Here is a 15,843-nt window from a genome sequence, read left to right as displayed (position 1 = left end):
GATCTTTGCGGAGCGTGGAGGAACTGCAGATGGGTTCGGGTCAGACGGTGGCGGTGTTCGGTGCGTACGGACACACCGGGCGGTTCGTGGTGACGGAGTTGGGTGATCGCGGGTTCGTCCCGCTTCTCGTCGGTCGCGACGTGGGCAGGCTTCAGGCGCTGGCGGTGTCGCATCCGGGGCTCGAATTCCGGGTGGCGTCGGTCGATGATCCGGTCTCGCTCGACCAGGCGTTGAAGGGCGCTGGCGCGGTCGTCAACTGTGCCGGCCCGTTCGCCTCGACTGCGGCTCCCGTGATCGAGGCCGCCCTGCGCGCCGGGGTCCCGTACGTGGACGTGGCGGCTGAGATCGAGGCCAACCTTGACACGTTCACGCACTTCGCGGACCGCGCCCAGACGGCGGGCGTCGCGGTGGTCCCGGCGATGGCCTTCTTCGGCGGACTCGGCGATCTGCTGGTCACGACGGCGATGGGCGATTGGACGGCGGCCGACGAGGCGCACGTCGCGTACGGGCTGAGCAGTTGGCACCCCACGGCCGGGACCCTCGCCTCCGGCGCCGTCTCCCGGGAACGGCGCGATGGCCGACGGGTCCGCTACACCGGTGGCCGGTTGGAGTATTACGTCGACGAGTGCGACCTGCCGGCTGTGGAATGGGACTTTCCCGCTCCGATGGGCCGCCGGACCGTCCTCGGCGGGTTCACGATGGCTGACGTCGTCACGGTCCCCAGCCATCTGTCCATCCCCGAGGTGCGCACGTACATGACCACCGGAGCGGCCAGGGACCTGGCCGCTCCGGGTGCACCCGCACCGGCTGCGGTCGATGAGTTCGGCCGGTCCGCGCAGACGTTCACCGTCGACGTCGTCGTGTGTGCCGGCGACACCCGGCGACGCGTTGTCGCCAGTGGCCAGGACATCTACGCCGTCAGCGCGCCGCTGGCGGTCGAAGCGGTAGAGCGCATTCTCGGCGGTCGGACGAGGACGAGCGGCGTGGCCTCCGCCGGCGAGATCTTCGACGCGCCCGACTTCCTCCGCGCGCTGTCCGCGCACATCGCGCTCGAACCGTGCCACGAGTCTCGCGCGTCACGGTTCGCCTGATCGCCCGGCCGCAGGTGGCAGTCCGGATCGTTCCCGCTGTCGGCGTGCCGCACCCTGACGAGTCATGGGTTGCGGGAGGTCTTCGGTCAGTTGCCGACGTAGGCCGCCAGGTGCTCGCCGGTGAGGGTGGAGCGTGCGGCGACGAGGTCGGTGGGTGTGCCCGCGAAGACGATCCGGCCGCCGTCGTGGCCGGCGCCGGGACCGAGGTCGATGATCCAGTCGGCGTGCGCCATGACCGCCTGGTGGTGCTCGATGACGATGACCGACTTGCCGGAGTCGACGAGCCGGTCCAGCAGGCCGAGCAGTTGCTCGACGTCGGCGAGGTGTAGACCGGTGGTCGGCTCGTCGAGGACGTAGACGTCTCCCTTCTCTGCCATCTGCGTGGCCAGTTTGAGCCGCTGCCGCTCGCCGCCGGACAGCGTGGTGAGCGGCTGGCCGAGGCTGAGGTAGCCGAGCCCGACGTCCGCGAGCCGGTCGAGGATCTTGTGCGCGGCCGGCGTGCGCGCCTCGCCGTCGGAGAAGAACTCCTCGGCCTCGGTCACCGACATCGCGAGCACCTCGGCGATGTTCCGGCCGCCCAGCGTGTACTCCAGCACCGACGCCTGGAACCGCTTGCCCTCGCACTCCTCGCAGACGGACTCGACGGTGGCCATGACGCCCAGGTCGGTGTAGATGACGCCGGCGCCGTTGCAGGTGGGGCAGGCGCCCTCGGAGTTGGAGCTGAACAGCGCCGGCTTCACGCCGTTGGCCTTCGCGAACGCCTTGCGGATCGGGTCGAGCAGGCCGGTGTACGTCGCCGGGTTGCTCCGTCGCGAACCGCGGATCGCGCCCTGGTCGATGACGACCACGCCGTCGCGGCCGGCGACCGAGCCGTGGATCAGTGAGCTCTTGCCGGAGCCGGCGACGCCCGTGAGCACGCAGAGCACCCCGAGCGGGATGTCGACGTCCACGTCCTGGAGGTTGTGCGTCGACGCGCCGCGGATCTCCAGGGCGCCGGAGGACGAACGCACCGACTTCTTGAGGGTGGCCCGGTCGTCCAGGTGCCGCCCGGTGAGCGTGTCGCTGGCCCGCAGCCCGTCGACGGTTCCCTCGAACACCACCTCGCCGCCCCCGGTGCCGGCCCGCGGGCCCAGGTCCACGACGTGGTCGGCGATCGCGATCACTTCCGGTTTGTGCTCCACGACCAGCACGGTGTTGCCCTTGTTGCGTAGCTGCAGCAGCAGGTCGTTCATCCGCTGGATGTCGTGGGGGTGCAGGCCGATGGTGGGCTCGTCGAAGACGTAGGTGACGTCGGTGAGCGACGAACCGAGGTGGCGGATCATCTTGGTGCGTTGGGCCTCTCCCCCGGACAGGGTGCCGGCCGGCCGGTCGAGCGAGAGATAGCCCAACCCGATCTCCGTGAACGAGTCGAGGAGGTGTTGCAGCCCGGTGAGCAGTGGGGCGACCGACGGCTCGTCGAGGTCTCGGATCCATTCGGCCAGGTCGCTGATCTGCATCGCGCAGAGGTCGGCGATGTTCTTCCCCTTGATCTTCGACGACTGGGCATCCTTGCTGAGCCGGGTGCCGTCGCATTCGGGGCAGGTCGTGAACGTCACCGCCCGCTCCACGAAGGCGCGGACGTGCGGCTGCAGCGAGTCGACGTCCTTGGACAGGTAGGACTTCTGGACCTGCGGGATCAGCCCCAGGTACGTCAGGTTGATCCCGTCGACCTTGATCTTGGTGGGTTCCTTGTGGAGAAGGTCGTCCAGCTCCTTCTTCGTGTACTTGCGGATCGGCTTGTCGGGGTCGAACATGCCACCGTCGCGGAAGATGCGGCCGTACCAGCCGTCCATGCTGTAGCCGGGAACGGTGATAGCGCCCTCGTTGAGGGACTTGCTGTCGTCGTACAGCTGGGTCACGTCGATGTCGTTGACCGAGCCCATGCCCTCGCAGCGCGGGCACATGCCGCCGAGACGGGTGAAGGTCGCCTTCTCGGTCTTCGTCTTGCCGGCGCCCCGCTCGACGGTGATCGCGCCGCTGGCCTTCACCGAGGGGACGTTGAAGGAGTACGCGTTGGGCGGGCCGATGTGCGGCTGCGCGAGCCGGCTGAACAGGATGCGCAGCATCGCGTTCGCGTCGGTGGCGGTGCCGACGGTGGAGCGCGGGTTGGACCCCATCCGTTCCTGGTCGACGATGATCGCGGTCGTCAGCCCTTCCAGCCGGTCGACCTCCGGCCGTGCGAGTGTCGGCATGAAGCCCTGCACGAAGGCGCTGTAGGTCTCGTTGATCATCCGCTGCGACTCCGCGGCGATCGTGTCGAACACCAGGGAGCTCTTGCCCGAGCCGGAGACGCCGGTGAACACCGTGAGCCGGCGTTTCGGGATCTCGACGCTGACGTCCTTGAGGTTGTTCACTCGCGCGCCGTGCACGCGGATCAGGTCGTGGTTGTCGGCAACGTGCGGCGCAGGCGACTGCGTATCCGTCCTCGGGGCCATGCTCATGGTGTCTCCATCTGTTGGGCGGGCCGCCTTCGCGGTCTCCGTCGGCGTCGCCTGGCTCGATCTGACGCGCTTTGAGCAGTGTGTCTGGTTCTCCTTCGTCGGCGCGGTCGCGGCAACGGTCAGGTTGTCTGCCTGATCGTCCGGCTGACGCCGGCCGGAGTCGCGTTCGGCGCACGAACCAAGATATCCACGCCGCTTCGGACCCTGTAGCCTCCGACCGCCCGGCTGAGGTCAGACCAACCTGCGGCCGTCGCGCATCGGCTCGCGGTCGGGCATCTCGCTCACCTCAGCGCAGCTGCTGGATGCGGATCATGTTGCCCGCGGGGTCGCGGAACGCGCAGTCGCGGACGCCGTACGGCTGCTCGGTCGGCTCCTGGACCACCTCGGCGCCGCTGCCCGCCAGCTTGGCGAAGGTGTCGTCGAGGTCGGGGGTGGCCAGGTTGACGCCGAAGTAGCTGCCCTTGGCCATCAGTTCGAGGATGATGCGGCGCTCGTCGTCGGTGATGCCGGGGTTGGCGGTCGGCGGGTGCAGGACGATGGAGGTGTCGGGCTGGTCGGCGGGGCCGACCGTGATCCAGCGCATTCCCCCGTAGCCGACGTCGTTGCGGACCTCGAAGCCGAGGGTGTCGCGGTAGAAGGCCAGGGAGGCGTCCGGGTCGGTGTGTGGGAGGAAGCTCGAGTGAATGGTGACGTTCATGGCAGTCACGCTAGTTGCGGCTCGGGGCGGCGGGCTTCTCGATTCCTGATCGGTCTGGTCACCTGTTTCGCGATGCACGGCGGCATCTCCGCGCTCGCGGGAACTGCCTGGGCCCGATAGGTGCTGGGCGGCACGCCGACCAACTCGGTGAAGCGGGTGCTGAAGGTGCCCAGTGAGGAGCAGCCGACCGCGAAACAGACTTCGGTGACGCTGAGATCGCCACGACGCAGCAGCGCCATCGCGCGCTCGATGCGCCGCGTCATCAGATAGGCGTACGGCGACTCGCCGTACGCGGCCCGGAACTGGCGGCTGAGGTGTCCGGCCGACATGTTCACGCCGCGGGCGAGCGCCTCGACGTCCAGCGGCTGCGCGTACTCCCGGTCGATCCGGTCGCGGACGCGGCGCAGCCGCGCGAGGTCGCGCAGGCGCTGCTCCAAGTCCGGTCTGCCGGTCACATGCGGATCGTACGTCGCGGTCGACACCAGGTCCGCTGGTCGGCGCGGTCGGTGCCGGGTGGGTGGCAGGCGGGCCGTGGCGCCCGGGGGCGACGGCCCATGCTGCGGGTGGGCGGTATGGGCCGGTTGTGGCCGCCGCTGCCCTGCCGGCGTGTCGGTTCCCACCAAAAGATTCGGCGGGGATGCGCCTCGATGTTGACCGCTTGGGATAGCGTGTCGTCGCTCTGTCTGGGGAGATCTCCAGAGTCCTTCGGGGAAAGAAGCTGTCACGTGTCACTTTGGAAGAAGACCACTGTTCTGGCGGTCTCCGCGCTCACGGTACTCGCGGTGACTGCCTGCGGCTCGAAGCCCGGCTCGGACGCGCCGGTGCAGCCCAGCGTGCTGGAGTTGCTCGCCAGTGATCTCAAGGGTTCGTTGCAGAAGACGATTGACGCCACCGGCAAGAGCGAGTCGGTGACCGTGACGATGCAGGGCACGGCGGGCGGCGAGAAGATCTCGGTGAAGGGCGTGGTCGATCTGGGCGACCCGGTCAAGGCCGAGATGACGATGGCGGGCCCGGATGGCACCCCGACCACCGTCCGGATGATCAGCAGCGTGTTCTACGTCGAGATCCCGGCGAAGGACCGCGCGAGCATCGGTGGGAAGCGCTGGATGAAGCTGGACCTGGCCGCGGCCGGCGAGCAGGCGGGGATGGACTTCACCAAGCAGTTCGAGGACGTCGACCCGACCAAGCAGGTCAAGACGCTGCTCGCCCTCGAGGGTGTCACGGTCGTCGGCGAGGAGACGGTGAACGGGGCGCGCACGGTCCACTACACCGTCACTGCTCCGGTGGCGACCTACCTCGGGCAGCTCGACGCCGAGTTGCGGTCGGGCGTCGAGCAGCAGTACGCCAAGCAGGGCGTCAAGGAGCTCACGATCGACCTCTGGGTCGACGAGCAGTACCGGCCGCGCCGGGCGGGCTTGGACATGGGCAAGATGGGCGACATGACGGTCGACTACACCGACTACGGCAAGGCCGTGAACGTCGAGACGCCGCCTGCGGCGGAGACCGCCGACTTCGCCGAGATGCTGCAGGGCCTGAAGGGCGCTGCCGGCAACTGACCAGAGCCAGAATGCTGCCCGGCCGGTGGTCTCTCCGGCCGGGCAGTGCCGTCTCAAGAGGACGTCGTGCCGGCTCCAGGCGCGACCAGAAGGCGCACTCGTGGCGGCGCCGAGTGAACGGCCGCCAGCCACCCGCGCGGCGAGCGTGCGGAAGCGGCCGACAGCGCCGGAGGCGCCGTGCGACTGACGTTCTCAGCGAGGGCCGACCCGGCGGTTGCCGGTGACGTCGGCGTCGGGGGTCAGATGAGCACGCTCCACGTGACGGGGCCGACGATGCCGTCGGCGACGAGGCCGTTGCGGCTCTGGAAGCCGCGTACGGCGTTGGCGGTGACCGCGCCGAAGGAGCCGTCGACGAGGAGGTTGGCGCCGCGGGCGTTGAGGGCGGTCTGGAGGCCGCGTACGAGGTCGCCGGAGTTGCCTTCGAGCAGGGGCAGGATGAGGGCGGTCCAGGTGATCGGGCCGACGATGCCGTCGGCGTAGAGGCCGCGGCTGGTCTGGAACGACCTGACGGCGGAGGTGCAGGCCGGTCCGAAGACGCCGTCGACGACGACGGAGATGCCGCGGGCCCGCAGGAGGTACTGGATGGTGCGGGGCACCCATCCGGAGGCGCCCTGGCTGACGCTCGGGTAGCCGGTGCTGCCGACGGGGGCCGTCGCGCCGAGGGTGATGCCGCGGTTGGCGAGGAAGATCCGGGGGTCGGTGGAGGTCAGTCGGGGGCGATGGATCTCGAAGTGCAGGTGCGGGCCGCTGGAGTTGCCGGTGTTGCCCATGAGGCCGATCAGTTGTCCGCAGCTGACCCGCTGGCCGACGCTGACCAGGACGCGGTGGAGGTGGCCGTAGTAGGAGAAGTAGCTGTCGGCGTGGTTGAGGTGGACGCTGTTGCCGGTGCGTCCGGGCAGGGGCCCGCTGGTGGTGTCGCCGGGGTACGAGTTGGTCTTGATGTCGCGGACCGTGCCGTCGGCGGTGGCGTAGACGGGGGTGCCCTGGTTGTTGGCGACGTCCCAGCCGGTGTGGGTGGGACGGCTGGGGGTCTTGTAGCCGGAGGTCAGGGTGCCGAGGGTGGGGTTGCTCCAGCCGGCGACCGCCGCCATGGCGGGGCTCGGCATGCCGACGACGCCGATGCCGATGCCGGTGCCCAGTGCGGTGAGGAGGGTGCGGCGCCGGGCGGGCGTGTCGAGCAGGCGGCGTGTTTCCAGGTCGTCGCTCATCGGGTCTCCCCTGTTCGGGCCCGTGGTGTCCCCGGGCACCCGGTCGAGTGATGGGCGTCGATCGTAATGATTTGTATCGGTCGGGGCAATCGGTGAAACTTTCCTACCGATCGGGTGGCCGCGCCCCTGCCCGGACGCCTCCGCTCACGAGCCCGCGTCGACGAGCCGGGGACGGCGGTCGAGGACGAGGGTGGTGCGCAGGCGCAGCACCGCGACGGCTACAGGCCGCCGGCGACGCGGAGGACGGTGCCGGTGGTGTAGGTGGCGTCGGGCCCGAGGAGCCAGGCGATGGCGGCGGCGACCTCGTCGGGTTCGCCGGGGCGGCCGAGGGGGATGCGGTCGGCGGCGGTGTCGGGTCGGTCGGGTCGGCCGGACAGGGCGTGGATGTCGGTGCGGATGATGCCGGGAGCGACGGCGTTGACGCGGATGCCGCGGGGGGCGAGTTCCTTGGCGAGGCCGGTGGTGAGGGTGTCGGTGGCGGCCTTGACGGCGGCGTAGTGGACGTACTCGCCGGGGCTGCCGAGGGTGGCCGCGGCGGAGGAGACGTTGACGATGGCGGCGCCGCTACCCATCCGGCGGGCGGCCTGCTGGGCGCACAGGACGTAGCCGACGAGGTTGACGTCGACGACGTGGCGCAGGTCGGCCGGGTCGAGGTCGACGAAGGCGCCGATGGGGCTGGTGACGCCGGCGTTGTTGACCAGGCCGGTGATCGGGCCGAGGTCGGCGGCGGCGTCGAACAGGGCGGCGACCCGCTCGGGGTCGCGGGTGTCGGCGGGCACGGCGAGGCCGCGTACGCCGGCGGCGTGGATGTCGGCGAGCACCTTGTCGGCGGCATCGCGGTCGCGGCGGTAGCCGAACACGACGTGGTGGCCGGCGTGGGCGAGGCGGCGGGCGGTGGCCGCGCCGATGCCGCGGCTGCCGCCGGTGATGACGGTGACGGGATTCAATGCGCCTCTCCCCTGCCGTGGCTGCTGGGCTGACGTTACCGCGACCGGCACGCCCGACGCGGGAGGGGAAGGTCACACGCGCGGACGGTGGTGGCGGGTGTGGGGGTGGGCGGCCCGGTCGCCGCATACGCTCGGCGCAACCCGGGTGACGACGGTGGAGGTGTGCGGTGGCGGGTGTGGGTGTCGGGGACGTGGTGGAGGACTTCGCGCTGCAAGACGAGACGGGTACGCCGCGTCGGTTGTCGGAGTTCCTGGCCGCCGGCCCGGTGGTGCTGTTCTTCTACCCGGCGGCGCTGACCCGTGGGTGCACGGCGGAGAGCTGCCACTTCCGGGATCTGGCGGCGCAGTTCGCGGCGGTGGGTGCGCAGCGGGTGGGCATCAGCCGGGACCCGGTGGCGAGGCAGGCGGAGTTCTCCCGGTTGCACGGGTTCGACTATCCGCTGCTGTCCGACCCGGACGGTGCGGTGGCGGACCGGTTCGGGGTGCGGCGGCGGCTGCCGTTGGGCGCGTTGAGCACGCGGCGGATGACGTTCGTGATCGGCACGGACTGGCGGGTGATCGGGATGGTCCACAGTGAACTGGACATGAACGCGCACGCCGACGCGGCGCTGCGGGCGCTGGGGGGTTGATCTCGCGCGTGTCGGGGCCGGCTGGTATCAAGGCAGGCGTCTGAACAGGTGTACGAGGGAAGAGGTTACTGATGGGTGGCGCTGGCCAGGGGTTGTCCGACGAGGACGTGCGCACCATCCGGGAGGCGTTGGCGGCGGGGCGGAAACCGAAGGTGGTGTTCACCGCGGCGGCGGGCCAGATCGCCGGGCAGGTGGGGCAGGTGGTGGAGTTGACCGACCCGGCGGCCTCCGACGAGTTCGTGGTGGTCCGGTTCGGTCGCGACGAGCTGCCCTTCTCCCCCGCCGACGTGGCGGTGGCGCCGCGGGGCGTGGGCCGCAAGGTGGCGGAGCCGCAGCCGGAGCCCGAGCCGGCGCCGGCGCCGGCGGAGCCGGAGTTCGTGTTGGACCGGGCGCCGGTGCCGGCGCCGCGGGAGCAGCGGGAGGAGCCGAAGGTGGAGACGGCGGAGGCGAAGCCGGCGCGGCGGCCGGTGAAGGCGGCGAAGCCGAAGGGCCCGACGGGGCTGACGGTCACGCTGGCGTACGCCGACGGCGAGTGGACGGTCGCGGCGCAGCAGGGCAGCAAGTCCCTGGCGAAGCCGTACGTGGTCAAGCCGGCGGAGGCGCTGCGGATGGTGGCGCTGGTCGACGTGCCGGGGGTGCACGAGGCGGTGGAGCAGATCATGGCGGCGGAGCGTGCCGAGGCGGAGCAGCAGGCGGAGAAGCTGCGCGCGGAGCTGGCCGAGATCGAGGCGCGGCTGGCGGAGTTGCGCGAGGCCCACTGAGCGGTGGGCGCCGGCGGGGCGGGTGGCGGTGGCGCCGTCCGTCCCGCCGGCGTTTCGCCGGTCAGTGGCGCTGCCGGTGGTGTGCGAGGAGTTTGCCGAGCAGGCGGGTGAGCTGGCCGCGTTCGGTGGGGGTTAGCGGGGCGAGCAGGGTGTCCTGGACGCCGGCGAGGGTCTCCCCCATGCGTTGGAGTTCGCGCCGCCCGGTGGGCGTGATGGTGATGACGTTGCGCCGTGCCCTACTGGAACGCGAACTGGCCCGGCTCGGCACCACCTTCCACCAGTCGCTCGCCCTGAACGCCGCCGCCGAGGGCGGGGCGGTCGAGCGGGCACATCTCCTCCGGCGGATGACCGGCGCGCTGAAGGTCGACCAGGCGGTGGTGCTGGCCGCGGTGGACGGGCTCGTCGCCGGCGGCCTGCTGCGCGCGCTGCCCGCCGGCGGGTCCGGGCTGGCGCTCACCGACGCCGGCCGGGAGGTGCAGCGCCGCGTCGCCGACGCGGTCGCCGGCATCACCGCCCGGCTGTACGGGGACGTCCCCGCTGCGGACCTGGCCGTGGCCGGACGCGTCCTCACCCTGGTCAAGCAGCGGGCCGACGCCGCGCTGGCGGCGGCCGGGAACGGCACCCCCGCCGCGGCGTGACCCGCGCTGGTCACGTTCCGCGGCCCGGGTGCGCGGGTCGTGCCGGACGTGGCCCGGTCAGAGCGTCGCGGTCAGCCGCTCGACCACGGCGGCGGCGGGGCCGGTGGTGGCGTGCCGGTAGCCGGTGCCGGCCCACAGGTGCACCCGGTCCGCGTGCCCGGCCGCGGCCGCCGCCGCGCGCATGCCCCGGGTCAGGTGGTGCAGCTCCGGATAGCCGAGCGGCGCGACGGGCTCGTACCGGTCGATGAAGGCGTTGCGCAGCCCGCGCGCCGGCCGGCCGGTGAAGGCGCGGGTGAGCACGGTGCCGGTACGGGCCGGGTCGGCCAGGGCGTCGCGATGGGTGCGGCTGGCCCCGCTCTCGTCGGTGCGTAGCAGCAACGTTCCGACGGCCACCGCGGTGGCGCCGGCGGCGACCAGGTCACGGACGTCGTCGGGGCCGGCGACGCCGCCGGCGGCCACCACCGGCAGCCCGGTGGCCCGGAGCACGTCGTGGACCAGGGGTCGGGTCGAGGTCGGCGGGGCCGGCCGGTGCGGGGTGTGGGTGCCGCTGTGCCCGCCGGCCTCGGTGCCCTGGGCGACCAGCCCGTCGACGCCCAGCTCGCGTGCGGCGAGCGCCTCGTCCACCGAGGTCACCGTGACCAGCACCCGGGTGCCGGCGTGGCGCAGCGCGGTCACCGCCGCCGGGTCGGGCAGCCCGAAGGTGAAGCTGACCACCGGCACCGGGGCGGCCAGCAGCAGGTCGATCTTGTCCGGCCAGTGGTCGTCGTCGTGCACCAGCGGCGCGCCGGCCAGGTCGAGCCCGTACGGTGCGCCCTCGGCGGCGATCTGGTGGGCGTACCGGCGGAAGGCGGTCTCGTCGATGTCGCGGGCACCGGGCACGAACAGGTTCACCCCGTGCGGCGTCCCGGTGGCGCGCAGCTCGGCCAGCTCGGCGGCGACCGCCCCGGGGGTCTTGTAGCCGGCGGCGAGGAAGGCGAAGCCGCCGGCCGCGGCGACGGCGCGGACCAGGGCGCAGGTGGTGGCGCCCCCGGCAAGCGGGGCGGCGACGACCGGCGTCGCGCTGCCGAGCAGGTTGGTCCACGCGCCGCCGGTCACCGCCTCACCCTAGTCCCGGGCCGGGTCAGTGCTGCGGGATGTGGGCCACTCCGATGCGCTTGCGGAACACCCAGTACGTCCAGCCCTGGTAGGCCAGCACGATCGGGGTGAACACCACCGCCACCCAGGTCATGATCTTCAGGGTGTAGGGGGTGGAGGCGGCGTTGGTGGCGGTCAGCGTCCCCGCCGCGTCCAGGGTGGACGGCAGCACGTTCGGGAACAGCGCCGCGAACAGCGTCGCCACGGCCAGGCCGATCGCCACGGCGGTGCCGGTGAACGCCCAGCCCTCCCGGCGTACCCGGGCGGCGGCGAGACCGCCGAGCAGGGCGAGGGCCGCGCCGACGGCGAACACGACGGCGGCCGTGCTGGAGCGGATGGTCAACGTCCAGGCCAGGAACGCCACCGCGAGCACGGCGGTGGCCACGCCCAGGCGCACCGCGAGCGCGCCGGCGCGCTCGCGAACCTCGCCCACGGTCTTCAGCGCGATGAACACGGCGCCGTGGGTGAGGAACAGCGCCGCGGTGGTCGCCCCGCCGAGCAGGGCGTACGGGTGCAGCAGGTCGACCAGGCCGCCGACGTACTCGTGCTCGGCGTCCAGCGGCACGCCGCGCAGGATGTTGGCGAACGCCACGCCCCACAGCACCGCGGGCACCACCGAGCCGACGAAGATCGCCGTGTCCCAGCGCCGCTTCCAGGACGCCTCGGGGCGCTTGTGGCGGTACTCGAAGGCGACGCCGCGGGCGATCAGGGCCAGCAGGATCAGCAGCAGCGGCAGGTAGAAGCCGGAGAACAGGGTGGCGTACCACTCGGGGAAGGCGGCGAACATCGCGCCGCCGGCGGTGATCAGCCACACCTCGTTGCCGTCCCAGACCGGGCCGATGGTGTTGATCAGGACGCGGCGTTCCCGGTCGTTGCGGCCGAGCACGGGCAGCAGCATGCCGACGCCGAAGTCGAAGCCCTCCAGGATGAAGTACCCGGTGAACAGGACCGCGACGAGCAGGAACCAGATGGTGGTGAGTTCCACGGTTGTCTCCGGTGATCAGTAGGCGAACGCGAGCGGGCGCTCGGCGTCGTCGTCGGTGTCGTCGGTGTCCGGTGCCGGTTCGAGGTCGGGTACGCCGGCCTTGGCGTAGCGCAGCAGCAGCTTGACCTCGATCACGGCGAGGGCGGCGTAGATCAGGGTGAAGGCGGTGAACGAGGTGAGCACCTCGGTCATCGACACGCTGCGGGACACGCCGTCGCGGGTGAGCATCTCGCCGAACACGATCCACGGCTGGCGGCCCATCTCGGTGAAGATCCAGCCGAAGGAGTTCGCGGCCAGCGGCAGCAGCGGCATGGCCAGGCCGGCGCGCAGCAGCCACTTGCTGGTCGGGGTGCGGCCCTTGCGCTGGCTCCAGAGCACCAGCAGCGCGATCGCGGCGGCCGCCAACCCGAAGGCGATCATGAAGCGGAAGCTCCAGTAGGTGACCGGGATGATCGGGGCGTAGTTGCCGGCGCCGTACTGGGTGGCGTACTGGGCCTGCAGGTCGTTGATGCCCTGGACTGTGCCGTTGGGGTCGCCGGTGCCGAGGAACGACAGCAGGTACGGGATCTTGAGGGCGAACAGCTCGCGGCTGCCGTCGAGGCTGCCGACGGTGAGCACGGAGAACGAGGCGGGGCTCTCGGTGGTGTAGAGGCCCTCGGCGGCGGCCATCTTCATCGGCTGCACCTCGGTCATGATCTTGCCCTGGATGTCGCCGGTGATGATCACGCCGGCGGTGGCGACCAGGGTGACCCAGGAGCCGAACTTGGCGGCGAACCGGTAGGCCGGGGTGTCGGCCGAGTCGCGGTTGCGGATCAGGTGCCACATGGCGACGGCGACCAGCAGCGAGCCGGCGACCAGGAACGCGCCGGCGATGGTGTGCGGGAAGGTGACCAGGGCGACCTTGTTGGTCAGCACGGCGAGGAAGTCGGTGAGTTCGGCGCGGCCGGTGTCGGGGTTGATCCGGTAGCCGACCGGGTTCTGCATGAACGAGTTCGCCGCGAGGATGAAGTACGCGCTCAGGTTGGTGCCGATCGCGGCGGCCCAGATGGTGGCCAGGTGTAGCCGCTTGGGCAGCCGGTCCCAGCCGAAGATCCACAGGCCGATGAAGGTCGACTCGAGGAAGAACGCGACCAGCGCCTCGATTGCCAGGGGGGCGCCGAAGATGTCGCCGACGAAGCGGGAGTAGTCGCTCCAGTTCATGCCGAACTGGAACTCCTGCACGATGCCGGTGACCACGCCCATCGCGAAGTTGATCAGGAAGAGCTTGCCGTAGAACTTGGTGAGCTTCAGGTACTTCTCGTCGCCGGTGCGATGCCACATCGTCTGCAGGATCGCCACCAGCACGGACAGGCCGATGGTCAACGGTACGAAGAGAAAGTGGTAGACGGTGGTGACACCGAACTGCCAGCGGGCGACGTCCAACGCGTCCACCTGAAACCCCCAGCTGCGCATACTACGAGACGTAGTAAATACTACTTCCCGTCGTAGACGAATGGGCAGGGGCGGGGGTCCCTAACCAACCCGGGACCAATGACCCTGATCACCTCTGCCGAACGGCCCCCGACGGGCGCGGCGGCCGCCGCGCCCGTCGGGGGCCGAACCGACGCCCCCGCCCCCGCCGCCCGGTCCGCGCGTGCGACCATTGCCGGCTGATGGACACCGCCCAGCCGACGTGGCAGCCCCCGCTGATCTGGCGCGCCGCGCAACTGCTCGCCCGCGCCGTCGTCGCGCTGGTGGCCCGCCTCCAGGTCAGCGGGGATGTGCCCGAGGCGCTGCGCCGGGGCCCCCTGATCCTGGCCGCCAACCACATCAGCCCGTTCGACCCGGTCGTCCTCGCCGCCGCCTGCCAGGCCCGCGGCGTCGCCCCCCGGATCATGGCCACCGGCGGGCTGTTCCGCACCCCCGTCATCGGCACCGCGATGCGCCGCGCCGGGCACATCCGCGTCGACCGGGGCACCAGCGCCGTACACCAGGCCCTCGACGACGCCGCCGCGGCCGTCGCCGGCGGCTCGGTGATCCTGGTCTACCCGGAGGGCCGCATCGGCCTGGACCCCGGCATGTGGCCCGAGCGCGGCAAGACCGGCACGGCCCGCCTCGCCCTGGCCTGCGCCGCGCCGGTGATCCCGATCGCCCAGTGGGGGTCGCACGAGGTGTTGCCCTACCGCACCCCGAAGGGTCTGCTGCGCGGTGTCGCCCGCGCCATGTGGCGACGCCCCGTGGTCCGGGTGCACTTCGGCGACCCGGTCGACCTGGGCGACGTCACGCCCGTCACGCCCGGCACGGCCCGGCGCGCCACCGACCGGATCATCGACGCCATCACCGACGGCCTCGTCCCGCTGCGACCCGACGAGCCCGACCGGCCCCGACACGTCGACCCCGGCCGGCCCGCCGACACCAGCCGCTCGCACCGCCGCCGCCCCACGTCCTGAACCCGAGTCTCGTCCCGGCCGCAGCCGGAGCACGCGCCGCCCGCCACCCGCACGCGCCGCCCGCCATCCCACGCGACGGCCGCCTTGTCGTGCGAACCTGTCCTGCCACCCGAATCGTCACTGAGCGCACAGGCGGTCACTCCCCACTGGAGTACCCCTGTCGGCCCTTTGCTCTGCACCCATCGACGCACCAGCCACCGAGAGTGACGCCCGTGGACAGCGGCCAGCGCCAAGCCCCGGGAGAACCCGCAGGCCAACAGGGTGGTGCACATAGGGCTGCAGAGCAAAGGGGCAGAACCGGCACCCGCCCGGCCCTGACACCCCCGCACGCTGAGTGATTCATGGCGGCGTGACAGCCTGTGAGCGAACGACCGGCGCGACCGTGGGTTCGGCGCACGCCCGTGGGGCTTGGGCGGCGGCGCCCCGGGAAGCGGTCCGCACCGGCGATCAACGGTCACGGGCTGGTCGCCGCGCGGCAACCGGAGACCGGCATACTGCCTCGCGTGCTGACCCGTCACCCCTACCTCGACGCCCCCGCGCCGCTTGCCTTCGCCCACCGCGGCGGCGCCGCCGAGGGCGACGAGAACACCGCCGCGGCGTTCGCCCGCGCGATCGGGCTCGGCTACCGGTACGTGGAGACCGACGTGCACGGCACCGCCGACGGCGTGGCGGTGGTCTTCCACGACGCCACCCTGACGCGGGTCACCGGCGAGCCGGGGCGCATCGCCGACCTGCGCTGGGCGGACCTGGCCTCGGTACGCGTCGGCGGCGCCGCCGTGGTGCCCCGCCTCGACGAGGTCCTCGACGCCTGGCCCGAGGTCCGGTTCAACATCGACGTCAAGGCCGACGGCGGCGTCGACCCGACCGTGGCCACGGTCGCGCGCGCCAACGCCGGCGACCGGGTGCTGCTCGCCTCGTTCAGCGACGCCCGGCTGGCCCGGCTGCGCGCCAGCACCGGGGGCCGGATCGCCACCAGCCTCGGCATGCGCGGGGTGGCCCGGCTGCGGATGGCCTCGCTGACCGGCCGGGCGCTGCGGCTGCCCCCGTCGGTCGTCGCCGCCCAGGTGCCGGTGCGCTACGGGCGGGTGCGTGTGGTGGACGGACGGTTCCTGCGCTACGCCCACCGACTCGGCCTGCAGGTGCACGTTTGGACGATCGACGAACCTGCCGAGATGCACGAGTTACTTGATCTTGGAGTGGATGGCATCATGACCGATCACGTCGGCGTGCTGCGCGACGTCTACCGCAGCCGCGGCCACTGGGCCGCCTGACCCGCCTCGAAGGACCC

Annotated in this window: 15 protein-coding genes; 7 read left to right on the top strand and 8 right to left on the bottom strand. The window is 71.7% G+C overall.

Annotation, left to right across the window (positions count from 1 at the left end; translation table 11 throughout):
* Window positions 1-29: 29 nt before the first annotated feature.
* Complete coding sequence (locus tag ACGF5C_RS24300) at window positions 30-1,091, top strand: saccharopine dehydrogenase family protein (RefSeq protein WP_393305102.1); 1,062 nt, start codon at window positions 30-32, stop codon at window positions 1,089-1,091.
* A gap of 86 nt (window positions 1,092-1,177) precedes the next feature.
* Here ACGF5C_RS24300 and ACGF5C_RS24295 read toward each other — a convergent pair whose 3' ends face one another.
* The 3 genes from ACGF5C_RS24295 to ACGF5C_RS24285 all read right to left on the bottom strand — a co-directional run bounded on the left by ACGF5C_RS24295 (window position 1,178) and on the right by ACGF5C_RS24285 (window position 4,723).
* Window positions 1,178-3,571: an ATP-binding cassette domain-containing protein gene (locus ACGF5C_RS24295; RefSeq protein ID WP_393305101.1), complete on the bottom strand. Its 2,394-nt coding sequence runs from the start codon at window positions 3,569-3,571 to the stop codon at window positions 1,178-1,180.
* A gap of 286 nt (window positions 3,572-3,857) precedes the next feature.
* The gene (locus tag ACGF5C_RS24290) at window positions 3,858-4,268 is read right to left on the bottom strand and encodes a VOC family protein (protein ID WP_393305098.1); all 411 of its coding nucleotides are present in this window, start codon (window positions 4,266-4,268) and stop codon (window positions 3,858-3,860) included.
* A 5-nt stretch (window positions 4,269-4,273) separates the two neighbouring features.
* Entirely contained in the window at window positions 4,274-4,723 is a 450-nt protein-coding gene (locus ACGF5C_RS24285) for a helix-turn-helix transcriptional regulator (RefSeq protein WP_393305096.1), read from the bottom strand.
* 270 nt (window positions 4,724-4,993) lie between these two features.
* Between ACGF5C_RS24285 and ACGF5C_RS24280 the strand changes: the two genes are divergently transcribed.
* The gene (locus tag ACGF5C_RS24280) at window positions 4,994-5,824 is read left to right on the top strand and encodes a hypothetical protein (RefSeq protein ID WP_393305093.1); all 831 of its coding nucleotides are present in this window, start codon (window positions 4,994-4,996) and stop codon (window positions 5,822-5,824) included.
* Between the two features lie 239 nt (window positions 5,825-6,063).
* On the opposite strand, the gene ACGF5C_RS24275 is transcribed toward ACGF5C_RS24280, so the two are convergent.
* Window positions 6,064-7,032 carry a peptidoglycan-binding protein gene (locus tag ACGF5C_RS24275; protein ID WP_393305091.1) on the bottom strand — a complete coding sequence of 323 codons (969 nt, stop codon included), beginning with the start codon at window positions 7,030-7,032 and terminating at the stop codon, window positions 6,064-6,066.
* Window positions 7,033-7,250: 218 nt separating this feature from the next.
* A complete protein-coding gene (locus ACGF5C_RS24270; protein ID WP_393305089.1) occupies window positions 7,251-7,979 on the bottom strand; it encodes an SDR family NAD(P)-dependent oxidoreductase in 729 nt (242 codons plus the stop codon).
* 167 nt (window positions 7,980-8,146) lie between these two features.
* Between ACGF5C_RS24270 and ACGF5C_RS24265 the strand changes: the two genes are divergently transcribed.
* The 3 genes from ACGF5C_RS24265 to ACGF5C_RS24255 all read left to right on the top strand — a co-directional run bounded on the left by ACGF5C_RS24265 (window position 8,147) and on the right by ACGF5C_RS24255 (window position 10,007).
* Window positions 8,147-8,608: a peroxiredoxin gene (locus ACGF5C_RS24265; protein ID WP_393305087.1), complete on the top strand. Its 462-nt coding sequence runs from the start codon at window positions 8,147-8,149 to the stop codon at window positions 8,606-8,608.
* Window positions 8,609-8,679: 71 nt separating this feature from the next.
* Window positions 8,680-9,369: a hypothetical protein gene (locus tag ACGF5C_RS24260; protein WP_393305085.1), complete on the top strand. Its 690-nt coding sequence runs from the start codon at window positions 8,680-8,682 to the stop codon at window positions 9,367-9,369.
* A 179-nt stretch (window positions 9,370-9,548) separates the two neighbouring features.
* Window positions 9,549-10,007, top strand: coding sequence for a hypothetical protein (locus ACGF5C_RS24255; protein WP_393305083.1), 459 nt, complete (start codon window positions 9,549-9,551; stop codon window positions 10,005-10,007).
* A gap of 57 nt (window positions 10,008-10,064) precedes the next feature.
* On the opposite strand, the gene ACGF5C_RS24250 is transcribed toward ACGF5C_RS24255, so the two are convergent.
* Genes ACGF5C_RS24250 through ACGF5C_RS24240 form a run of 3 tightly spaced genes read right to left on the bottom strand, consistent with a single transcriptional unit; the run spans window position 10,065 to window position 13,557 of the window.
* Entirely contained in the window at window positions 10,065-11,102 is a 1,038-nt protein-coding gene (locus ACGF5C_RS24250; RefSeq protein ID WP_393305081.1) for an NAD(P)H-dependent flavin oxidoreductase, read from the bottom strand.
* Window positions 11,103-11,127: 25 nt separating this feature from the next.
* Window positions 11,128-12,126 (bottom strand): cytochrome d ubiquinol oxidase subunit II, encoded by a 999-nt coding sequence (gene cydB, locus ACGF5C_RS24245; RefSeq protein WP_393305079.1) that lies wholly within the window; start codon window positions 12,124-12,126, stop codon window positions 11,128-11,130.
* A 15-nt stretch (window positions 12,127-12,141) separates the two neighbouring features.
* Window positions 12,142-13,557 carry a cytochrome ubiquinol oxidase subunit I gene (locus ACGF5C_RS24240; RefSeq protein WP_393305222.1) on the bottom strand — a complete coding sequence of 472 codons (1,416 nt, stop codon included), beginning with the start codon at window positions 13,555-13,557 and terminating at the stop codon, window positions 12,142-12,144.
* Window positions 13,558-13,778: 221 nt separating this feature from the next.
* Between ACGF5C_RS24240 and ACGF5C_RS24235 the strand changes: the two genes are divergently transcribed.
* A complete protein-coding gene (locus ACGF5C_RS24235; protein WP_393305077.1) occupies window positions 13,779-14,555 on the top strand; it encodes a lysophospholipid acyltransferase family protein in 777 nt (258 codons plus the stop codon).
* 503 nt (window positions 14,556-15,058) lie between these two features.
* Window positions 15,059-15,826, top strand: coding sequence for a glycerophosphodiester phosphodiesterase (locus ACGF5C_RS24230; RefSeq protein WP_393305075.1), 768 nt, complete (start codon window positions 15,059-15,061; stop codon window positions 15,824-15,826).
* Window positions 15,827-15,843: the final 17 nt, after the last annotated feature.

Origin of the sequence: Micromonospora sp. NPDC047620 (genome assembly GCF_043205005.1) — a bacterium.
In the GTDB taxonomy this organism is placed as follows: Bacteria; Actinomycetota; Actinomycetes; order Mycobacteriales; family Micromonosporaceae; genus Micromonospora.
Note: the sequence above shows the minus strand (reverse complement) of the source record. Positions and strands in the feature narration are given on the sequence as shown.

Bases quoted from the DNA above. Each gene is read 5' to 3' on its own strand.
- ACGF5C_RS24300 (WP_393305102.1), top strand. From the start codon at position 30: ATGGGTTCGGGTCAGACGGTGGCGGTGTTCGGTGCGTACGGACACACC.
- ACGF5C_RS24295 (WP_393305101.1), bottom strand. From the start codon at position 3,571: ATGAGCATGGCCCCGAGGACGGATACGCAGTCGCCTGCGCCGCACGTT.
- ACGF5C_RS24290 (WP_393305098.1), bottom strand. From the start codon at position 4,268: ATGAACGTCACCATTCACTCGAGCTTCCTCCCACACACCGACCCGGAC.
- ACGF5C_RS24275 (WP_393305091.1), bottom strand. From the start codon at position 7,032: ATGAGCGACGACCTGGAAACACGCCGCCTGCTCGACACGCCCGCCCGG.
- ACGF5C_RS24260 (WP_393305085.1), top strand. From the start codon at position 8,680: ATGGGTGGCGCTGGCCAGGGGTTGTCCGACGAGGACGTGCGCACCATC.
- ACGF5C_RS24255 (WP_393305083.1), top strand. From the start codon at position 9,549: ATGCGTTGGAGTTCGCGCCGCCCGGTGGGCGTGATGGTGATGACGTTG.
- ACGF5C_RS24235 (WP_393305077.1), top strand. From the start codon at position 13,779: ATGGACACCGCCCAGCCGACGTGGCAGCCCCCGCTGATCTGGCGCGCC.